Origin of the sequence: Roseospira goensis (assembly GCF_014197795.1) — a bacterium.
Taxonomy (GTDB): domain Bacteria; phylum Pseudomonadota; class Alphaproteobacteria; order Rhodospirillales; family Rhodospirillaceae; genus Rhodospira; species Rhodospira goensis.
In genome coordinates, this window is the sequence record NZ_JACIGI010000036.1 from 1 (window position 1) to 18,484 (window position 18,484).

Below are 18,484 nucleotides of genomic sequence, written 5' to 3' on the forward strand. Positions count from 1 at the left end.
GCCATGAGCTGTACGCCGACCGGTTCGCGCACCTCGGCGCCGGCGGCGATGGCCTCGGCGATGCGGATGGCGTGGCCCAGGGCCTCGCCGCCCACTGCGCACCAGCCGGCGTCCGTGCGCTCCACGATCAGCGAGACCAGCTCGCCCTCCGGGTGGCGGGCGTGCGGCGTGGGCACGCGCAGGCCCCACACTTGCCGGCCGCCGCGCAGCTCCCGCGCCGTCTTGAGGCGGCCGCGCAGTGGCTTGAGGTCGGCCGGCAGGTAGAGGTCCACCTGGGCCTCGAACGGCGGCCGGGCCGGCGGCGGGTGGGCGGCCGCCGGGGTCATGCCGCACCGTCCCGGGCATCGGCGCCCTCGGGCCGGTCGTGATCGGCCGGGGTGGGTATCGGGCACCGGCAGTGCGGGCAGGACCCGGCGTCGGCCGGCACCGGCCCGCCGCAGTCGGGGCAGGCGGTGGGCATCGGCCGCACCGGCACCAGGCACGGCCCGGCATCGGCGGTGTGGCGGGCGATGTCCGGCACCGCCGCCGTCTCCAGCGCCCGGGCCTGGGCGGCGGCCGCGTCCAGCGCGGCGGCCATGTGGCCGCAGTCGGCGCGGGAGAACATCAGCGCCGCACCGCTGGCGACGGCGGCCATCTCGGCGCGCAGGGCTTCGAGGTCCTGAGACAGCATCATCGCTCCTCCTCACTGGGGGTGTCGTGGAAGCGCGCGCACGCCTGGCAGGCGCGGCGCATGTGCATACGGTGGGACGACGTGGCGGCGGCCGGCCCGCGCGCCTTGGCCTGCCAGTCCCAGCAGCTATCGGCCGTGATTGGCTGGCCCAGGCCGGGGCAGTCCCAGGTGTCGGGGATCAGGGCGGCGGCGACGGCGGCCAGCACGGCGTCCAGGTCGCCGGGGTAGCAGCGCCCCAGCACCTGGTTGATGACGGTGGCGGAGTACGCCCCGCGCCCGTCGCGGCGCAGGATGCGGGCGGCGACGCGCCCCTGGCTCTCGGCGTCGCAGGCCGCGGCCAGGGCCTCGACGGCCGCCGGCAGGGCGTCGCCCCAGGCGGCGCGGGCGCGGGCGATGGCCCGCCCAGGTGTCGACATGCCCTCAGCCACGGCCACCCCCCGAGACGTCCGCCTCGACGTGGCCCGCGAACTGGCCGGTGTTGGGATCCCACACGGCATGCGACAGGCGGACGATCATCGGCGCCCGCGGACCGGTGTTGCGGCCTGCGCGCAGGGCGTAGCGGGCCGGCCGGCCGGTGCCCGGCCTGTGCCCGGGCTTCCCGTCCTCGACCACGCGCAGGTACCCGGCCCGGCATAGGTGACGCAGGTAGCTGGCCGCCGTCCCGCGCGTGACCGGCACCGCCTCGGTCGAGGCCATGACCACCAGATCGTCGGCCGTCACCCCGTCGCGGCCGATCATGCGCAGGGTGCGCCACATCGCCTCCTGCGCCGTCGGCGGGCTCTCCGTGCCGTCGCGGCGCAGGCGCGGCGCCTCCGGCCCGGCGTCGCGGACCAGGCGATACAGGGCCGCCTGCGCGCGGCCGGTCCGGTCGTCCTCGCGCGCCACGTGGCCGGCGCGCTCGACGTAGCCGGCGCGCTCCAGCCGGCGGACGTAGTCGCGCACGCTCTCAGGGGCCTGGATGCCGGTCTCCCGCCAGATGTCGCGCACCGACCAGGCCGCGTCGCGCTGCCGCGCGCGGATCGCCTCCCAGATGCCCTGGTGCCCGCGCCGCACATGTACGCGGAGCGCCGCCTCCTCGTGACAGGGCCGCCGGCTCATCGCCGGCCTCCCGGCACCGCCGCCAGCCGGGGCGCGGCGGGGATGCGCTCGCCGGCGCGCAGCGCCGGCACCTGCCCGGTGTAAAGCGCCCGATCGCCCCAGCGCGCCAGGTCGACCGTGTCCCAGCCCTGGGCCAGGGCCTCCGTCGCCACCCGGTGCAGGTTCACGACCGCGCGGCGGATACGGTGGGCCGAGGCAGCCGTGATCCGCTCGACCAGGTCGGCCGCGATCTCCAGATCCGGGTAGTACAGGCGGGCCACGGTGGCGACGTCCTCGGGCGTGACCGGCTCCGCCGCCACCCACATCAGCACGCGGTTATGGGTGCGCTCCGACCGCGCGGCGATCATCTGTGGCAGGGCTTCCTCGCCCACCAGGACGATGGGCACGCCGGCCCGATCCGCGATCTCGCGCACGGTCTCCAGGTAGCCGCGCCGCACCACGTGGTCGGCCTCGTCGATGATGACCGGCCGGTCCTGGCTCTCGCAGGCCATGATGATCCGGTCCACCACGTCGGCCGCGCGGCCGCGCCCCTCCACTCCCACCTCCACGGCGAGCGCCGACAGGAACCGCGCCCGCGTCCAGCTCTCGCCGCACTCGACATACCGCGCGCGGGTGCGATGGGCGGCGTGAACGGCGGACCAGGTCTTGCCCAGGCCCGAGTGGCCATAGAACACGCCCAGGCCCGGCAGATGGCGCGGCCGCTGGACGCACGTGTCCACCAGTTCCCCGAACCGCAGAACGTTGGTCAGCGGCGCCGTGGTGGCGTTGACGGTGGGCTGTCGATCGGTCATGCTCTCCTCGCTGTGTTTGGTCTGGCCCGTGCCGGAGGTGGCCGCCTCCGCGCGGGCCGTCTTCGTTCAGGCGGATGCCTGTCCGGACGCCTGTCCGGCGGCCTGTGTCAGGCCGTGCAGGAACACGTCGCCCCATTCCTCCAGCGCCGCCTCGTGGCTCCGGTATTCCGGCGTCGCGGCGTACCCCCGCGCCCAGCGCAGGGCCTCGGCGTCCACCGGCCGGCCGGCGGCATGGGCGGCCAGCGTCTGGTGGGCGCGCCACCAGCGCTCCTTGGGGGTTTCGTCCTTTGGCTTCGGCGCGGCCATCTCCACCGCCAGCCGCGCCTTCGCCGCCTCTTCGTCGGCGGTCAGCGCGCGCGGCGCCGGCGCCGGCGGCTCGGCCAGCAGCACCGGCGCGGCGCTCTCGTCGCGCAGGGCCATCGCGTCCATCGCCGTGGCGCGACCCTCGCGGGCTTCCTGGACGTCGTCGTCATTGAAGTACGGGCGGACATTGCCGTCCTGCGCCGCCTCGCAGATCAGGCGCCCGTCCAGATCCCGGACCCACACCCGGCCCATGTCGCGCGGGTCGTATTCGACGCGGACCTCGACACCGTGCAGGTCCAGGTCATCCAGGACCTGCGAGAAGTACTTCCGCCCGCCCAGATGCACCCAGGCGCGGCGCACCACCCGGATTTCATGCGGCCGGAACAGGTCGCGCGCCTCGTCCGGTGACAGTCGGGTGGGCGCCACACCCAGGTCCTCCGCCTCCGGCAGCAGGGCGTCCCACTGTTCCGCCGGGGTGCGGTGACGCATCTTGCCGGTCTCGGGGTCGCGAATGCGCGGCAGGGCGGAATGGGGCCGGGTGTTGTACCGTTCCCGGCATGTCTCGGCCCAGGCCAGGAAGGCGTCCCAGGACTGGATGACGGGGGAGTGGCCGTAGAGCTTGATGTCCTTCCGGGACACCTTGAAGGTCAGCTTGCGGGCCTCGGCGTCCATGTCCCGCCCGACATAGGCGTCCAACTCGCGCGCCGGTCGGATCCAGCAGGTCTGGTGGAAGCGCTCGATGACGCCCCGGGCCTGCGAGTTGTAGGGGAGCGAATTGCGCGGGGTGATGCCCAAACGGGCCATCAGGCCGGTGACCGGGTCGTTATGGGCGCGATTTCGAAACCCACACCCGTTGTCGACGTACCAGATGGCCGGGACGCCCGCCTGGACGACCGCCACCCGCAAGGCCGCCGCGACCAGCCATTCGGACTCGGCGGTCCAGGCCGACCAGCCCACGCATTTCCGCGTCCTGACGCACACCACGCCGATGATCTCGGGGCGGAACGGCTTGCCGGTCAGCGGGTGGGCGACTTCGCAGTCATGGCAATGGCCGTCGGCGGTGTAGACGTCGCCCGGCAGCAGGCCGTCGATGGACCGGATGGTGTAGGCGCGGACCCGCTTCAGCTCGCGCGGGCCGACCCGGCCCTTGTGCTTCGCGATCGCGCCCAGGCTCGCCACGAACCGCCGTGCCTGATCGTAGCTGGGCGCCGGCACCGGCGCGTCCTCGGGCCACAGCTCTAGGCAGGCGGCGATGCTGGGCTCCTGCGGGCGCTGGCGCAGTTTCATGAGGGGATAGACCCACGGCGGCCATTCGCGCGGCATCTCCTCCGCCGGCGCCAGCGCCACCACATCGCCCGCCGCCCGCGCCGCCAGCCAGCGCTGGACGCTGCGCACCGACAGCACCCGCGAGCCCGAGGTGCCGCGCCGGGCGTTGGCCCGCGGCACCATGCGCGCCAGAGGCTCGGGCAGTTTTCCGGCCCGCGCCTGGTCCACCAGCGCCTGCACCGCCTGGCGCTGCGACAATCCGAACTCCAGCGCGATGCGGTCCACCTCCTGGCACAGCGCCGCCCGCGCCGCCATGCACGAGCGCGTCGTGTCCCGCATGTCCGCCGGATCGCGCTGGCCCCGCTCGGCCGCCACCACCGCCGGCGGCGGCGCCTCGGCCGTCATCTCCCGCCGTGCCAGCACCGCCCGCGCCCGCTCGGGCAGCGCCGAGACCGGATACTCCCGCCCGCCGCCCCGCCCCTGGCGGGGGCGGTGGAGCCAGGACTGGCGCTTCGCCGTGGCAGTGATGTTCTGTGGCGTCCCCGGCAGCCCGGGCAGCCCCAGCGCCGCCAGCTCGGCGGCCGTGTACCAGCGGTCGGGGGACGGCAGGGCGGCCGCCCGGCCCGAGGCCGCAGGCCGATGGTCGCCGGGCGGAGGCAGAGAGGCCATCACCGGTGCCCCCCGTTTCGCCATGTGCGGCGCGCGGCCCGGCGCTGGGCCTCCAGATGCTCAATCTGATCGGCGGTCATCGCTTCTTCGACGGCCGCCAGATACCGGCGCGGGATCAACGCCAGCCCCAGTCGCTCCAGGTCGATCGACAGCACGCGCGCATCCCCGGTCACCGCCACCAACGCCAGCGCCCGCGCCAGACTGATCGCGTGATCGGTGCGCGCCGGGCTGGCATAGCCGTTCAGCGTGCTTTCCGGCACCGCCGGGCCGCCCAGCACCGCGCCCATGGCCGCGCCGATCTCCGCGCGAGACCGGCCGTCGTCCTTCAGCGTCAGGCTCACGGCCTGCGCGATCCGGATATCCAGCTCCGGATGGCGCGGCGCCGCATCGCCCTCGTACCGGACACTCACGTCCGGCGGCGTCCAGTCGTCCAGCAGGTCCAGCGTGCGGGTATCGGCGCGGTCTTTGGTCATGCCACCCCCCGCCCAAAAAGACGGGCGGGCGCCCCGCGTCCCGCCCCAGTCAGGTCAGGGAGGCAAAGCGCCCGGACGGCCGCCGCGCACCCGCGACGCGGGCGGGGATCGCGTCCCTCGCGCGTGACGACCGTCCGGACTCCCCCTACACTCGGAAGCACCACACCACCGAGGAGGGATTGGGAAATGGAAGGGCAGTTAGCCGTCCTGAAAGCACGGGAAGAGGCCAATCGCTGGTTCGCGATATCCGTCGCGATCGCGATCGCAAAACGGGATCCGACGGCCCACCGCGACACCCTGGAGGCGTTGGCCGCCGCCGCCTTCCATCTAAGAACTGAAGGCAAAGAGGACGCGGCCGAAGCCTTGGACATCACCGCGACGGCGTTCAAGGCGCTGACCCAAGACGGAGAATCGGACCCGGTGAAGGTGTTGCTCATGAAAGCGTTCCTTCATCTCGACACTCCATCGGATCAGCAGGCGGCTCTTCTGTCTTGGCTTCGATCCGCAACAGCAGACGAGCTATCCGATCAAATTCACGAGCTTCTCGGGCGCCTTTCGCGAACTCCGCCTCAAGGTGACGCTTGACGGCCCGGCGTTCGCGGAACGCCGAACGCAGGCGCGGTGTGCGGCGGGCACGATCCCTGCTCATGCCGCATACCCCCGGCCGGGCGCGACCTGTCCCGCGCACCGCGCCACCACGGCGGAGGCCGGCGCGCTCTCCAGCCAGTCCCGCGTCACCGCCACGCCGTCGACGGTGACCGAGGCCGCCCCGTGGCGCGGCGGCGCCGGCGTCACGTCCGGATCCGGCAGCAGCACCGCCAGGTCGCAGACCGCCTCGTCCAGCGGAGGCCCGGCCCAGCGCGGCCCGTCGCGGGCCACGTCGCGCGCCGCCCGCAGCACCCGCAGCACCGCCGCCGCCAGCCCCAGCGCCTGTTCAGCGCTGGCACCCGTGGCCGACACGTGCGGCCCGTGCGACGCCGCGCCGCACAGGTGCACCGTCACGGCGCCATCTCGGCCCAGCGCCACCGCGCCCAAAGCCATCCCCCCGCCGGCCGTCCGGCCGGCCCCCGTTCGATCCCTGCTCATGCCACCCGCTCCTTTTGCCGCTGACCGGCCCCATCGGCCGGTGTAGGGTCGGAGAGTGAGCGCATCCGATGCCGCGCCGGCGACCGAACCTGGGTCAGGCGGCGACCGGTCGCGGCGCACCAGCGCTCTGGGAACAGCTCCTGGGCCGTCAGGCCGATCGCCTCGGCGATCACCGGTTCCAGGTGCACATTCGGGCTGAGCAACGCGGCGCCGAGCGCCTGGTGCGACACGCCCGCCACCTTCGCCAGCGCGCGCAGGGTCCAGCCCCGCGCCCGCAGCTTGTAGTTGACCCACGCCCGGCGCTCCGCCGGGTTTTTCGGGATCACATTGTTTGCCGGTGCCTGTTCCATGCCTAGGACGATAAACGCATTTGCGCTGAACATCAATCAGGAAAAGCGCATTCAAGTTTGGCTATATCCGCCGCGGCACTTTCAATGTGCTAGGCCATTGATTTATAAACACTTTTGTAAACTCGAATGCTCTTATTCCGGCGGGGTCAATCGCATTCAGGTTCGGTCATGAAACCTGAATGCGACGCAGGCTTTCACGCCCGCCTGAACCTGATCCTGGCAGACGAGAAGAGTTCGACCGCCTTTGCGCGTCGTGCGGGCCTATCGCAATCGGGGTTCAGGCGGATCGAAAAAGGCGGCGAGCCTGGGCTTCAATCGCTCCTCAGTATCGCTCAGGCGGCCGGCGTCTCTATTGAGTGGCTCGCCACGGGCGAAGGGCCGATGCGCCGCGACCCGGCGCCAGCGCAGGGCCAGGCGCAGGAGCGGGCGCAGGACCAGCCGCGGGGCCAGGCCGCCACCGACGCGGCGACCGCCCCGCCCGAGTCGCGCCCGGCCCCGCCCGCCCCGCCGGCCCTGGACGGCCGGCTGCTGGGGATGTGTTTTGAAGGGATTAAAAGGACTTACAAGGAGGCGAATGCCCGCATCGACGACCGCTCGGCCGGCATCATGGCCGCCCGTCTGTACGAGGACGTCCTGGCCGCCACGGCCGATGACCCCGACCCGGAGCCCGCCCGCCGTGCGGCCCTGCGCATGGGGCTACAGCACCTCCGCCGCGACCTGCAGACGCCCGCATCGCCCGCCGCATCGAGCAAACACTCGGCTTGAGGTCGGTCACGCTCTCCGCCTACCATAGTACGAGCGTCTATTGGTGCGCATGTCAAAGCACGACAACCTTTTGCAGGCGCGCCGCCCGCCCGGTCTGAGGAGACCCCGCCATGCCCCGCCCGCCCGTGTTTGCCGCCGCCGCCGCCCTGATCGCGGCCCTGGCCGTCACCGCCCTCGCCCTGGTCTCCCCGGCGGCGGCCCAGGACGATCCGGCCTCTGCCCGTGCCGAGAGCGCGGCACTCCTGGAGATGATGGCCTTTAATGGCGGGAGCTATCTTCGGCTTATGGGCGATGAGGATGATATGATCGACGGCGCGAAAGAAGCTTTGGTCAAAAAACTGCGCGATCCGGAGAGCGTCCAGTGGCGCAATATTCGCATCGTTGACTATGCCGAAGGGCGGCTTGTGTGCGGCGAGTACAACGCCCGCAACGCTTTCGGCGGCTACGTCGGCTTCCAGCCGTTTGCATCGGGTGGCCAAACCGCCCGGATGCTTTTCATCGATCAAGACCCGGCCATTGAAACCGCCCTCAACGCCCCGCTCCTTGAGGCCTGCGGCGATTGATCGGCGCCGGTCGGACGGCGATCGCCGTGTGCCAAATCCCTGCTGATCGCCGGTCATTCCGGCTCAATCTGTGCCAAATCGGTTTTCGCCCACCGACCCAAATTTTTCAGTGATCCCAATATGTTCCGGTATGTCCTTCAGTATCCCGCCTGTGCCATACCGATCACCCCCTCACAACCGGCCGATTACCATGCAAACGAGGGTCGCCGTTTTCTTTGGTGGCCGTCCGATCGCCTTCAGCCGATGGCGGCCGTGCCCTGCCCTCGGCACGATGGCGTTGCAGCGTTTCCCACGCGGTCCAAACCGGGCTAGAGTGTGGGGTCCGGCCCTCGAACCGCGCGCTTCGCGACGCCCGGGGCCGGGCGCGGCGACGCAGCGCGGGACGGACCATGAGCAGTACACCCATCAGCCAGACCCGCCTGGACGATGTCCTGCGCATCCAGCGGCCGGATCGGCAGACGCGTCCGCTGGTGCTGGCCTCGCCGCATTCCGGCACGGCCTATCCGCCGGCCTTCCTGGCGCTGTCCCGGCTGCCGATGCAGGTCCTGCGGGCCAGCGAGGACACCCACGTCGACGTCATCTTCGGCGCCGCCCCCGCCCTCGGCGTGCCGCTGCTGTGCGCCCTGCTGCCGCGCGTCTACATCGACGTCAACCGGGAGTCGCTGGAGTTGGACCCGTCGATGTTCTGTGACGTCCTGCCGCCGCACGCGAACACGGACTCCCCCCGGGTCCGCGCCGGGCTGGGCACGCTGCCGCGGGTGGCCGGGGAGGGCCAGCACATCTACCGCCGCAAGCTGCCGTTCACCGAGGCCGAGCGGCGGGTCGCCCAGTGCTACGAGCCATACCATGCCGCCCTGCGCGGCCTGATCCGGGCGACGCGGGCGCGTTTCGGGCACTGCGTCGTGCTCGACTGCCACTCCATGCCACGGTCGTCGCTGGAAGGCCCGCGCCGAGGCACGGTGCCGGATATCGTGCTGGGCGACCGCCACGGCACCACCTGCGACCCCGCCGTCACCGACGCGGCCGAGGCGGCGCTGGCCGGCCGCGGCTTTCGGGTGCACCGCAACAAGCCCTACGCCGGCGGGTTCACCACCCGCCACTACGGCCGCCCGGGTCACGGGGTGCACACCTTGCAGATCGAGATCAACCGCGCCCTGTACATGGACGAGGCGACCCGCGAGCCGACGGCGGGCCTGCATCGGCTGGCCGCGGCGGTGCCGCCCCTGCTGGATGCCCTGTCGGCGGTGCCGGGCGTCGCCCAGGCGGCGGAGTAGCACGCCCCCCGGAGCCCATCGCGGAGGACCTTGGCACGGGGCTTGCATCCAGCGAAGCATGTTGGCGCCATGCGCCGCCCTCGCCGTTCGGACCCGAGCCGCCATGACCGTCGCGCCCCGCCCCGTTTGGCTGTTGCCGCCGATCGCCGCCCTGATACTAGCCCTGGCCCTGCTGGGCCGGCCGAGTCCCGCGGCCGCCGACGCCTACGCCAATGCCTACGCCTACGCCGATGAGCTCTGCTACGATCAGACCTCGACGCAGGAGCAGGTGAACGGCATCCCGGCCCAGGTCTTGACCGCGATCTCGCTGGTCGAATCGGGGCGCTGGGACGAGGACCGCCAAGCAAGAATTGCCTGGCCCTGGACCGTCAACAACGGCAGCGTCGGCAAGTTCTTCCCGACCAAGGCGGCGGCCATCGCCCATGTGCGGGCCTTGCAGGCCCGGGGCGAAACCAACATCGACGTCGGCTGCATGCAGATCAACCTGCATTACCATGGCGACGCGTTCGCGACCCTCGACAAGGCGTTCGAGCCTCAGGCCAATGTGGCCTATGCCGTCGACTTCCTGAAGCGTCTCCACGCCGAGACCGGCTCGTGGACCCAGGCCGTGTCCCGCTATCATTCCGCCACCCCCAAATATGCCGCGCGCTACATGAAGAAGTTCCGGGTGGCGTGGCGCGAGGCCAAGGAGCATGCGGTCGCCGCCGGCCTGCCGCCGGTGCGCGACATCATCGGGCGGGCCGAGGAAATCGAGGCCGCCTCGCGGGCCGAACGCGCCCGTCTGGAGGCCGAACGCGAGGCCGCGCGCCGGGACGCCGCCCAGGTCGCCGATGCCTGGCGCGCGCAGAAGCTGCGGGCCTATCTGGCCCAGCGCGAGGCCCGCGCCCAGGCGGCGGCGACGGGCTCCGATCCCTCCTGACAGCCCTCCCGACGGCGCCGGCGGCCCCGTTCCCGGCCCCGGCAATTCGTGCTAAAGCGGAGCCCGCGGGGGCGCCACCCCCCGTGCACGGGCACGAGACCCCCTCGGGAGGAGAGAGCACATCATGAAACGGCGCGACTTCCTGACCGGTGCCGCCGCGGCCGGCGCGGCCACCGGTGCCAGCGGTCTGGCGGCCCCCGCCATCGTGCGGGCACAGGACGCCATGGACTGGAAGATGGTGACCACCTGGCCCAAAAACGCCCCGGGGGTGGGCGTCAATGCCCAGCGGTTCGCCGACATGGTCACCGAGATGAGTGGCGGGCGCCTGAATATTCGACTGTTCGCCGCCGGCGAGCTGGTGCCGCCGTTCGAGTGCCTGGACGCGGTGCAGGCCGACACGGCGCAACTGGCGCACTCGACGCCGTACTACTGGGTCGGCAAGTCCCCGGCGCTGAACTACTTCACCACCGTGCCCTTCGGCCTGATGGCGTGGGAGTTGAGCGCCTGGATCCACTTCGGCGGCGGCCAGGCGCTCTGGGAAGAGGTCTACGCTCCCTTCAACGTCGTGCCATTCTACGCCGGCTCTTCCGGGGTCCAGTCCGGCGGCTGGTTCAACACCGAGATCAACACCCTGGACGACCTCAAGGGCCTCAAGATGCGGATCGCCGGCCTGGGTGGCGAGGTGATGCGCCGCCTCGGCGTCGCGGTGGTGCTGACGCCGCCGGGTGATATCCAGCCGTCGCTGATGTCGGGCGCGGTCGACGCCGCCGAATGGGTGAGCCCCTGGCTGGACATCGCCTTCGGGCTCCAGAAGGCCGCCAAATACTACTATGTGCCGGCGTTCCACGAGCCCGGCCCCGGCCTGGAGGTGATCGTCAACAAGGACCGCTTCGAGGCCCTGCCCGACGACCTCAAGGCCATCGTCCGTTACGCCGCCCGCGCCACCAGCGAGACCACGCTGGCCGACTTCACCTTCAACAATATCGCCGTGTTCGCCGAGATGCGGAAGGCATTCCCGGACATCAACCTGCGCACCTTCCCGGACGTGGTGGTGCAGGCCATGGGCGAGAAGACCCGCGAGGTGATCGAGGAGATCGCGGCGGAAGACGCGCTGACCCGTCGGGTGCATGACTCCTTCACGGCCTTCAACCGGCGCGCCGAGGCCTACCAGGCCCACTTCGACCTGCCCGCCCTTCGGATGCGGCAGCAGGTGTTCGGCAGCTAAGGCGAATCGCGATCACGCCGACCCGGCCCCACAGGATACCGGTGGGGCGGGTCCCCCGGACCGGCTGCGCCGCACCGCCCGGTCGGCCGGGGGGATCGGCTGGGACTCATATAGTTAGCGCGGATTCACGCGATCAATCCGAACCACGCCGTGTTTCCGATTAATCGCGATCCGCACTAATGTCCTCTCACGGCGCCCCCTGGGGCACGCCGCGTCATCCCCCGGAGCCCGGTCATGTTCATCACCCTCGTGGTCACCGCCTGCGTCGCGGCCCTGGTCGCCGGGGTGATCCTGCTGGGCTTTCGCACGGTCGGCCGGCGCCCCCCCAAGTACGTGCTGCCGATGGCCATCGCGCTGTCGATCCTGGCCTACGTCACCTACAGCCGTTACACGTGGTCGGACACGGTCATCGGCCGCATGCCCGAAAGCGTCGAGATCATTCACCTGTACCGCGAGAGCAGCCCCCTGGAACCCTGGACCTATCTGTGGCCGCGTGTGACGCACTTTGCCGCCATCGACCGCGACGCCGTGGCGGGTCACCCGTCCCTGCCCGGCGTCTATCTGGTCCCGCTGATCCTGGTCGGCGAGGGGGATCCCACCGTCACGGTTCCCCATGTGCTGGACTGCGTGCAGGGTCGACGCGCCAACCTGGGCTACGACGCCAGCCTGAACCCCGCGGACCTGCCCGAGACGGTGACCTGGCAGACGGGCCGCGAGCCGGACTTCCTGTTCGACGCGGTGTGCGACTGAGCACCCCCATTGCCCCCCGCGTCCCGCTGGGATAGAAGGGGCGCCAATCGTCTCCGATGCAGCATTCGCGGCCCGTGCCCGCCGGCGCGGCGCCGCCCTGTGCCGTTGGCCCGCCGTTCGACACCCACACGCCCCTCCCGGAGGAGCCCATGCCCGCGTATCAGTACATCTATGTCATGAAGAACCTGTCGAAGATCTACCCCGGGGGGCGGGAGATCCTCAAGGGCCTGACGCTGTCGTTCCTGCCCGGCGCCAAGATCGGCGTGCTCGGCCCCAACGGCGCCGGCAAGTCCACGGTGCTGCGCATCATGGCCGGCGAGGACCACGACATCGGCGGCGAGGCCTGGGCCGCCGACGGCGTGCGCGTGGGCTACCTGGCGCAGGAGCCGCACCTGGATCCCGCCAAGGACGTCATGGGCAACGTCATGGACGGCGTGGGCGAGATCAAGGCCCTGCTGGACCGCTTCGAGGACGTCTCGGCCAAGTTCGGCGAGGTCACCGACGACGACGAGATGAACGCGCTGATCGCGGAGCAGGCCGACCTTCAGGAGAAGATCGACGCCGCCGACGCCTGGGACCTGCAACGCCAGGTCGAGATCGCCATGGACGCGCTGCGCTGCCCGCCCGGCGACGCCGACGTGTCCACGCTGTCCGGCGGCGAGAAGCGCCGGGTGGCGCTGTGCCGGCTGCTGCTGTCCAAGCCGGACATGCTGCTGCTGGACGAGCCCACCAACCACCTGGACGCCGAATCGGTGGCCTGGCTGCAACGCCACCTGGAGGAGTACCCGGGCACCGTGGTGGCCGTCACCCACGACCGCTACTTCCTCGACAAGGTGACCGGCTGGATTCTGGAGGTCGACCGCGGCCGCGGCATCCCCTACGAGGGCAACTACTCGACCTATCTGGAACAGAAGGCCAAGCGCCTGGAGCAGGAGGCCCGCGAGGAGAAGTCGCGCCAACGCGCCATCTCCCAGGAGCTGGAGTGGATCCGCTCCTCGCCCAAGGCCCGCCAGACCAAGAGCAAGGCCCGCATCACCGCGTTCGACGATCTGGTCAGCCGCGCCGCCGACCGTGGGCCGGATCAGCTTTCCATCACCATCCCGCCGGGTGAGCGCCTGGGCAACCGGGTGATCGAGGCCGAGGGCCTGACCAAGGGCTTCGGCGACCGCCTGCTGATCGAGGGCCTGGACTTCAAGCTGCCGCCGGGCGGCATCGTCGGCGTCATCGGCCCCAACGGCGCCGGCAAGACCACCCTGTTCCGCATGATCACCGGCCAGGATACGCCGGACTCGGGCACCCTGACGGTGGGCGAGACGGTCAAGCTGGGCTATGTGGACCAGAGCCGGGACAGCCTCGACGCCAAGAAGTCGGTGTGGGAGGAGATCTCCGACGGCCTGGACGAGATCGACCTGGGCAAGCGCAAGATCCCGTCGCGCGCCTACGTCGGCCAGTTCAACTTCAAGGGTCCGGACCAGCAGAAGAAGGTGGGCCAGCTCTCCGGCGGCGAGCGCAACCGCGTGCACCTGGCCAAGATGCTGAAGAGCCACGCCAACGTGCTGTTGCTCGACGAGCCGACCAACGACCTGGACGTGGAGACCCTGCGCGCCCTCGAAGAGGCGCTGCTGGAGTTCCCCGGCTGCGCCGTGGTCATCTCCCACGATCGCTACTTCCTGGACCGCATCGCCACGCACATCCTGGCGTTCGAGGGCGACAGCCACGTCGAATGGTTCGAAGGCAACTTCGAGAGCTACCTGGAAGACAAGAAACGCCGCCTCGGCCCGGACGCTGCCGAACCCCACCGCATCAAGTACAAGCCCCTGGTGCGATAGCCGCGGCACCGGCCGCCCGCCAAGGACATCCCCTCCCGATCGAACAAAGGCCGCGCCCACCGGACGCGGCCTTTGCGATCCGGAGCCCGCCCGGTAGGATTGGACTCCTGCGCGACCGGGTCCGGGACCATGGCCATGACCGACAGCAGAGCCGGGACGGCGCTTGCGGCGCCCCCACGCCTCGACGGCGCCGGCTGGCGGGCGATCCTGGAGCATAGCCCCTTCGGCATCGCCCTCGTCGACGCCGACGGCCGGACCCTGTTCGTGAACCAGCGCCTGGCCGACATGCTGGGGCGCGACCGCGACTCCCTCCAGAGTGTACGCCTGCCCGACCTCTACCCTGACCTTCCCCAGGCCGCCCGCATGCGCGAGCTCATCGCCGGCCACGCGCACGGCGGCGAGCACGAGGTCCGCCTGGGCGTCCGCACCCCGGGCGGGCAGACCGAAGACCGCTGGTTCCAGGTCTGGTGCCAGGCGGTGCGCATCGACGGGCGCGACGCGGTGACCTGCTGGCACCAGGACGTCACGCATCGCCACATGGAACCGACGGACCTGGAGGACCTGCACGCGGAGTTGCAGGTCCGCATCGCGGAACGCACCCGGGCCATGGGCGTCGAGATCACCGAGAGCCGCTACGCCGAGGCGGCCCTGCGGGAGGCCAACGACTTCCTGGAACGCAAGGTGGAGGAACGGACCCGCCACCTCCGCCGCGAGGTCGACCAGCGCCGCCGCGCCGAGCACGAGCGCGAGCAGACCGAGATGGAGCTGCTCGAACTGATCGAAAAGGCCCCGATCGCTGTCGGTATCGCCGACCGCGACGGCCGCTTCCTGTTCTGGAACCCGCCGTTCTTCCGGCTCGGCCGTCAGCGCATGGAAGACACCGGCAAGATCGCCTTCGGCCTCGCGTTCACCGATCCGGAGCTCATGCCCGCCCTTCAGGCCCGGGTCAACGCCGGGGAGGCGGTCGAGAACGTGGAGGCACACCTTCTGACCGGCGACGACGATCCGCGCTGGGTGCTGGTGTCGATGCGGGGCCTGGCGTTCGAGGGCCAGCCCGCCCTCCTGACCTGGGTTTTCGACATCACCGACATGAAGGCCCAGGCCGAGGCCCTGGAGGAGGCGCGACAGGCCGCCGAGGCCAGCGCCCGCGCCAAGTCGGCCTTCCTGGCCACCATGAGCCACGAGATCCGCACCCCCATGAACGGGGTCATCACGATGGCCGAGATGCTCGGCCAGACCGATCTCGACGCCGATCAGCGGCACATGCTCGGCGTGGTGACGGAATCGGCCAATGCCCTGCTGTCGATCATCGACGAGATCCTGGACTTCTCGAAGATCGAGGCCGGCCGGGTGACGCTCGACGAGGTGCCGCTGTCGCTCGAACAGATTACAGAACGGGTCGCCGACCTGCTGGGGCCGAAGGCGGACCAGAAGGGCCTGGACCTGCTCTGCCGCGTCGATCCACGCCTGCCGGACCGCCACCGCGGTGATCTCAACCGGTTGCGTCAGATTCTGGTGAATCTGGTCGGCAATGCGATCAAGTTCACCGAGCGCGGCCACGTCACCATCGCGGTGGATCCCTGCGCCGGCGACGACCGACCGCAGACCGACGGCCCGGCGGCGCCGCGCCTGGTGCGGCTCAGCGTCGCCGATACCGGCATCGGGCTGACCGACGCGCAGATCAACGGTCTGTTCCAGCCGTTCTCGCAGGCCGACAGCTCGACCCAGCGCCGGTTCGGCGGCACCGGTCTCGGCCTGTCGATCTGCCGCACCCTGGCCGACCTGATGGGCGGCCGGATCGGCGTGGACAGCACACCCGGGCAGGGCTCAACCTTCTGGATCGAGGTTCCGCTGACCCCGGACCCGGCGGCGGAGGACCGGCCGGCGCCCGACCTCACCGGCGCCCGCGTGCTGGTGGTCGGCGACAGCACCCCCTCGCGCCATCGTCTCGCCGACATCCTGGCCACCTTCGGCGCGACCGTCGCCACCGCAGCCGACGGCGACGCCCTTCGGTCCGCCCTGATGCAGTCGCTGGTCTCGGAGCGCCCGTTCCATGCGGTGATCCTGGATCGCCGCCTCGACGGGCAGGCCGCGATCCACCACCTCGATGCCGTCCTGCGCATCGGTGCCAGCGCCCCGCCACGCGTGCTGATCGTGGCCTCGCGCGGTCGGCTCGAAACCCGCCAGTACGCGGACCGTGCCGGCGTCGCCGGGGTCATCGGCTGGCCGCTGCACCGCGCCGAGACCGGCACCCTGGTGTCAATCGCCCTGGGACGAACGACGCCGGCCGCGTCGGCGGCCGGCGCGCGGGACGCGGCGGGACCATCGGAGGGCGGCGCCAGGGGCTACGTGGCGCCAGCCCGGGAGGCCGCCATGGCGGCCGGATGCCTGGTCCTGGTCGCCGAGGACAACCCCACCAATCAGACCGTCATCCGCATCCTGCTGGACCGGCTGGGTCTGGTGGCCGACATCGCGGGCAACGGTGTCGAAGCCCTGGCCCGGTTCCGCGCGCAGCCCTACGGGCTGGTCGTCACGGACTGCCATATGCCGGAAATGGACGGCTACGAATTGGCCGGCCGGATCCGCGCGGTCGAGGCCGAGGAAGCGACCGGCCGCCACACGCCCATCATCGCCCTGACCGCCGACGCCATCACCGGCACGGCTCAGCTCTGCCTGGACCGGGGCATGGACGACTACCTGACCAAGCCGGTGGCGCTGAGCGATCTGGACGCCGCCATCAGGCGCTGGCTGCCACGCGCCGCCGCGCTGCGCCGGCCGCGGGAGGCGGCGGATACCCCAGCACCGGCCCCCACACTGGCCCACACACCGGCCCCTACACCGGCACCGGTCGGCGACGATCCGGCCGCGGCGGCCGACGACGAGCCCATTCTGGACCTGCGCCCGATCGGCGAGTTGGTCGGCGGTGACCGGGACATGATGAGGCAGTTGCTCGCGGATTTCGTCGCCGTGACCGAGACGGACGTCTCCGCGACCCTGTCGGCGCTCGACCGCGGCGACCTGGACGGCGCCCTCAAGGCCGCCCACTCCGCGGCCGGCGCCGCACGCTCGGCGGGCGCCATGCGTCTCGGCACGCTGTGCAAGCGCATCGAGATCGCGGCGATGAAGGGCGATGCCGACACGCCGGCCCGCCTCAAGGGCGATCTCCTGCCGGCCTTCATCGCGGTGGCCGCCGCCGTACGCGCCCTTTGAGGGATCCGGCTGGCGCGGTCCGCGGGGCGAACCGTCGCGGGGTCAGCCCGCCGGCTCGTCCTCTTCGACCCGGCCGCTGGTCAGGATGATGGTGATGACCATGATCAACGCGGTCAACGCCAGCACGACGTAGATGATCCACCACTGCTGGAACACGAACACGGCCAGATAGCCGAGCAGGCCGGCCAGCGCGACGGCCATGATGAGGATCAGCTTGACGGTAACCATGGGCCTGATCTCCCTGGGGTGTGCTCCGGTGGCGCTCGCCGCGCCGCGCGGTCCGGTTCCGCGCCCTGTCCCGGAGGCCGGCCCGCGACGCGACCGCAGCCGCACGGGCTTGTTCCGGATACCGGATCCCCGCCACCCTGTCCAGCATGCGCCGGCCGGCCGCATTGACAGGCCCCGGACCAGCCCCCAAGGTCGCAGGACCCTGCGCGGGCCGCCGGCCCCGCCCCGCCCGCCACCGCCCACGGCCGACCGCATGCGCCATGCTCTCCGGTCCTTCCTGATGCTGCTGCTGGGCGCCCTGCGCGACCTGGCCCCGATCATCCTGGTGATCGGCTTCTTTCAGGTGGTGGTGTTGCAGCAGCCCCTGCCCGACCCGGTGCCGATCGGCGTCGGCCTCGTCCTGGTGCTGCTGGGCATGGCGCTGTTCGTCCAGGGCCTGGAGATGGGCCTGTTCCCCCTCGGCGAGTCCATGGCCCATGCCTTCGCCCGCAAGGGCAGCCTGGCCTGGCTGCTGGCCTTCGCCTTTGCCCTGGGCTTCGGCACGACGGTGGCCGAACCCGCCCTGATCGCGGTGGCCGCGGAGGCCGCCGAGGCGGTGGCGGCGGCCGGCCTGATCGCGTCCGACGCCGACAGCCGCGCCACCTATGCCCTGGGGCTACGCTACACCGTGGCCCTGGCCGTCGGGATCGCGATCCTGGTCGGCGTGTTCCGCATCATCAAGGGCTGGCCGGTGCAGATTCTCATCATCGGCGGATATCTGGTGGTGGTCCTGCTGACCTTCGTGGCCCCGCCGGAGATCGTCGGGGTGGCCTATGATTCGGGCGGCGTGACCACCTCCACCATCACCGTCCCGCTGGTCACCGCGCTCGGCGTCGGTCTGGCGACGATGCTGAAGGGGCGCAACCCGCTGATCGACGGCTTCGGCCTGATCGCCTTCGCCAGCCTGACGCCGATGATGTTCGTGATGCTCTACGGCCTGGTTTACTGACGGCCCGACCGGGAAGGACGCCCCGCC

20 protein-coding genes are annotated in these 18,484 nt (G+C 71.3%); 10 read left to right on the forward strand and 10 right to left on the reverse strand.

Translation table 11 applies throughout. From position 1 onward, the window contains the following. The 7 genes from GGD88_RS15540 to GGD88_RS15570 all read right to left on the reverse strand — a co-directional run. The coding region (locus GGD88_RS15540; protein ID WP_184437105.1) for a hypothetical protein at nucleotides 1–326 on the reverse strand (326 nt) is incomplete at its 3' end. Next, nucleotides 323–673 (reverse strand): hypothetical protein, encoded by a 351-nt coding sequence (locus GGD88_RS15545; RefSeq protein WP_184437107.1) that lies wholly within the window; start codon nucleotides 671–673, stop codon nucleotides 323–325. The genes GGD88_RS15540 and GGD88_RS15545, both read right to left, overlap by 4 nt. Beyond that, nucleotides 670–1,086 carry a transcriptional regulator gene (locus GGD88_RS15550; protein ID WP_221237184.1) on the reverse strand — a complete coding sequence of 139 codons (417 nt, stop codon included), beginning with the start codon at nucleotides 1,084–1,086 and terminating at the stop codon, nucleotides 670–672. The genes GGD88_RS15545 and GGD88_RS15550 overlap by 4 nt, the downstream gene beginning before the upstream one ends. Nucleotides 1,087–1,090: 4 nt before the next feature. Further along, complete coding sequence (locus GGD88_RS15555) at nucleotides 1,091–1,768, reverse strand: Lrp/AsnC family transcriptional regulator (protein WP_184437111.1); 678 nt, start codon at nucleotides 1,766–1,768, stop codon at nucleotides 1,091–1,093. After that, complete coding sequence (locus GGD88_RS15560) at nucleotides 1,765–2,559, reverse strand: AAA family ATPase (protein WP_184437113.1); 795 nt, start codon at nucleotides 2,557–2,559, stop codon at nucleotides 1,765–1,767. Before GGD88_RS15560 ends, GGD88_RS15555 begins: the two co-directional genes overlap by 4 nt. Before the next feature lie 66 nt (nucleotides 2,560–2,625). Then, entirely contained in the window at nucleotides 2,626–4,797 is a 2,172-nt protein-coding gene (locus tag GGD88_RS19195) for a Mu transposase C-terminal domain-containing protein (protein WP_184437115.1), read from the reverse strand. After that, the gene (locus GGD88_RS15570; RefSeq protein WP_184437117.1) at nucleotides 4,797–5,270 is read right to left on the reverse strand and encodes a DNA transposition protein; all 474 of its coding nucleotides are present in this window, start codon (nucleotides 5,268–5,270) and stop codon (nucleotides 4,797–4,799) included. Before GGD88_RS15570 ends, GGD88_RS19195 begins: the two co-directional genes overlap by 1 nt. A gap of 186 nt (nucleotides 5,271–5,456) precedes the next feature. Here GGD88_RS15570 and GGD88_RS15575 point away from each other — a divergent pair, with 186 nt between their 5' ends. After that, nucleotides 5,457–5,855: a hypothetical protein gene (locus GGD88_RS15575; RefSeq protein WP_184437118.1), complete on the forward strand. Its 399-nt coding sequence runs from the start codon at nucleotides 5,457–5,459 to the stop codon at nucleotides 5,853–5,855. A 60-nt stretch (nucleotides 5,856–5,915) separates the two neighbouring features. On the opposite strand, the gene GGD88_RS15580 is transcribed toward GGD88_RS15575, so the two are convergent. Together GGD88_RS15580 and GGD88_RS15585 are read right to left on the reverse strand one after the other, a co-directional pair. After that, complete coding sequence (locus GGD88_RS15580) at nucleotides 5,916–6,356, reverse strand: hypothetical protein (protein WP_184437121.1); 441 nt, start codon at nucleotides 6,354–6,356, stop codon at nucleotides 5,916–5,918. Then, nucleotides 6,353–6,739 carry a helix-turn-helix domain-containing protein gene (locus GGD88_RS15585; protein ID WP_184437123.1) on the reverse strand — a complete coding sequence of 129 codons (387 nt, stop codon included), beginning with the start codon at nucleotides 6,737–6,739 and terminating at the stop codon, nucleotides 6,353–6,355. Before GGD88_RS15585 ends, GGD88_RS15580 begins: the two co-directional genes overlap by 4 nt. 135 nt (nucleotides 6,740–6,874) lie before the next feature. Here GGD88_RS15585 and GGD88_RS15590 point away from each other — a divergent pair, with 135 nt between their 5' ends. The 8 genes from GGD88_RS15590 (at nucleotide 6,875) to GGD88_RS15625 (ending at nucleotide 17,241) form a co-directional block, all read left to right on the forward strand. Next, nucleotides 6,875–7,471, forward strand: a complete 597-nt coding sequence (locus GGD88_RS15590; protein ID WP_184437125.1) for a helix-turn-helix domain-containing protein — start codon at nucleotides 6,875–6,877, stop codon at nucleotides 7,469–7,471. A 110-nt stretch (nucleotides 7,472–7,581) separates the two neighbouring features. Then, nucleotides 7,582–8,034 carry a hypothetical protein gene (locus GGD88_RS15595; RefSeq protein WP_184437127.1) on the forward strand — a complete coding sequence of 151 codons (453 nt, stop codon included), beginning with the start codon at nucleotides 7,582–7,584 and terminating at the stop codon, nucleotides 8,032–8,034. A gap of 389 nt (nucleotides 8,035–8,423) precedes the next feature. Then, nucleotides 8,424–9,308 carry an N-formylglutamate amidohydrolase gene (locus GGD88_RS15600; RefSeq protein ID WP_184437129.1) on the forward strand — a complete coding sequence of 295 codons (885 nt, stop codon included), beginning with the start codon at nucleotides 8,424–8,426 and terminating at the stop codon, nucleotides 9,306–9,308. A gap of 103 nt (nucleotides 9,309–9,411) precedes the next feature. Then, entirely contained in the window at nucleotides 9,412–10,227 is an 816-nt protein-coding gene (locus tag GGD88_RS15605; RefSeq protein WP_184437131.1) for a transglycosylase SLT domain-containing protein, read from the forward strand. Between the two features lie 124 nt (nucleotides 10,228–10,351). Beyond that, nucleotides 10,352–11,452, forward strand: a complete 1,101-nt coding sequence (locus GGD88_RS15610; protein ID WP_184437133.1) for a TRAP transporter substrate-binding protein — start codon at nucleotides 10,352–10,354, stop codon at nucleotides 11,450–11,452. 234 nt (nucleotides 11,453–11,686) lie between these two features. Then, a complete protein-coding gene (locus GGD88_RS15615; protein WP_184437135.1) occupies nucleotides 11,687–12,202 on the forward strand; it encodes a hypothetical protein in 516 nt (171 codons plus the stop codon). Nucleotides 12,203–12,351: 149 nt separating this feature from the next. Next, complete coding sequence (gene ettA / locus GGD88_RS15620) at nucleotides 12,352–14,031, forward strand: energy-dependent translational throttle protein EttA (protein ID WP_184437136.1); 1,680 nt, start codon at nucleotides 12,352–12,354, stop codon at nucleotides 14,029–14,031. Between the two features lie 135 nt (nucleotides 14,032–14,166). Continuing rightward, a complete protein-coding gene (locus GGD88_RS15625) occupies nucleotides 14,167–17,241 on the forward strand; it encodes a response regulator (RefSeq protein ID WP_184437137.1) in 3,075 nt (1,024 codons plus the stop codon). 42 nt (nucleotides 17,242–17,283) lie between these two features. On the opposite strand, the gene GGD88_RS15630 is transcribed toward GGD88_RS15625, so the two are convergent. After that, nucleotides 17,284–17,469 (reverse strand): hypothetical protein, encoded by a 186-nt coding sequence (locus GGD88_RS15630; RefSeq protein WP_184437138.1) that lies wholly within the window; start codon nucleotides 17,467–17,469, stop codon nucleotides 17,284–17,286. 253 nt (nucleotides 17,470–17,722) lie between these two features. Here GGD88_RS15630 and GGD88_RS15635 point away from each other — a divergent pair, with 253 nt between their 5' ends. Then, nucleotides 17,723–18,457 carry a DUF1538 domain-containing protein gene (locus GGD88_RS15635; protein WP_184437139.1) on the forward strand — a complete coding sequence of 245 codons (735 nt, stop codon included), beginning with the start codon at nucleotides 17,723–17,725 and terminating at the stop codon, nucleotides 18,455–18,457. Nucleotides 18,458–18,484: the final 27 nt, after the last annotated feature.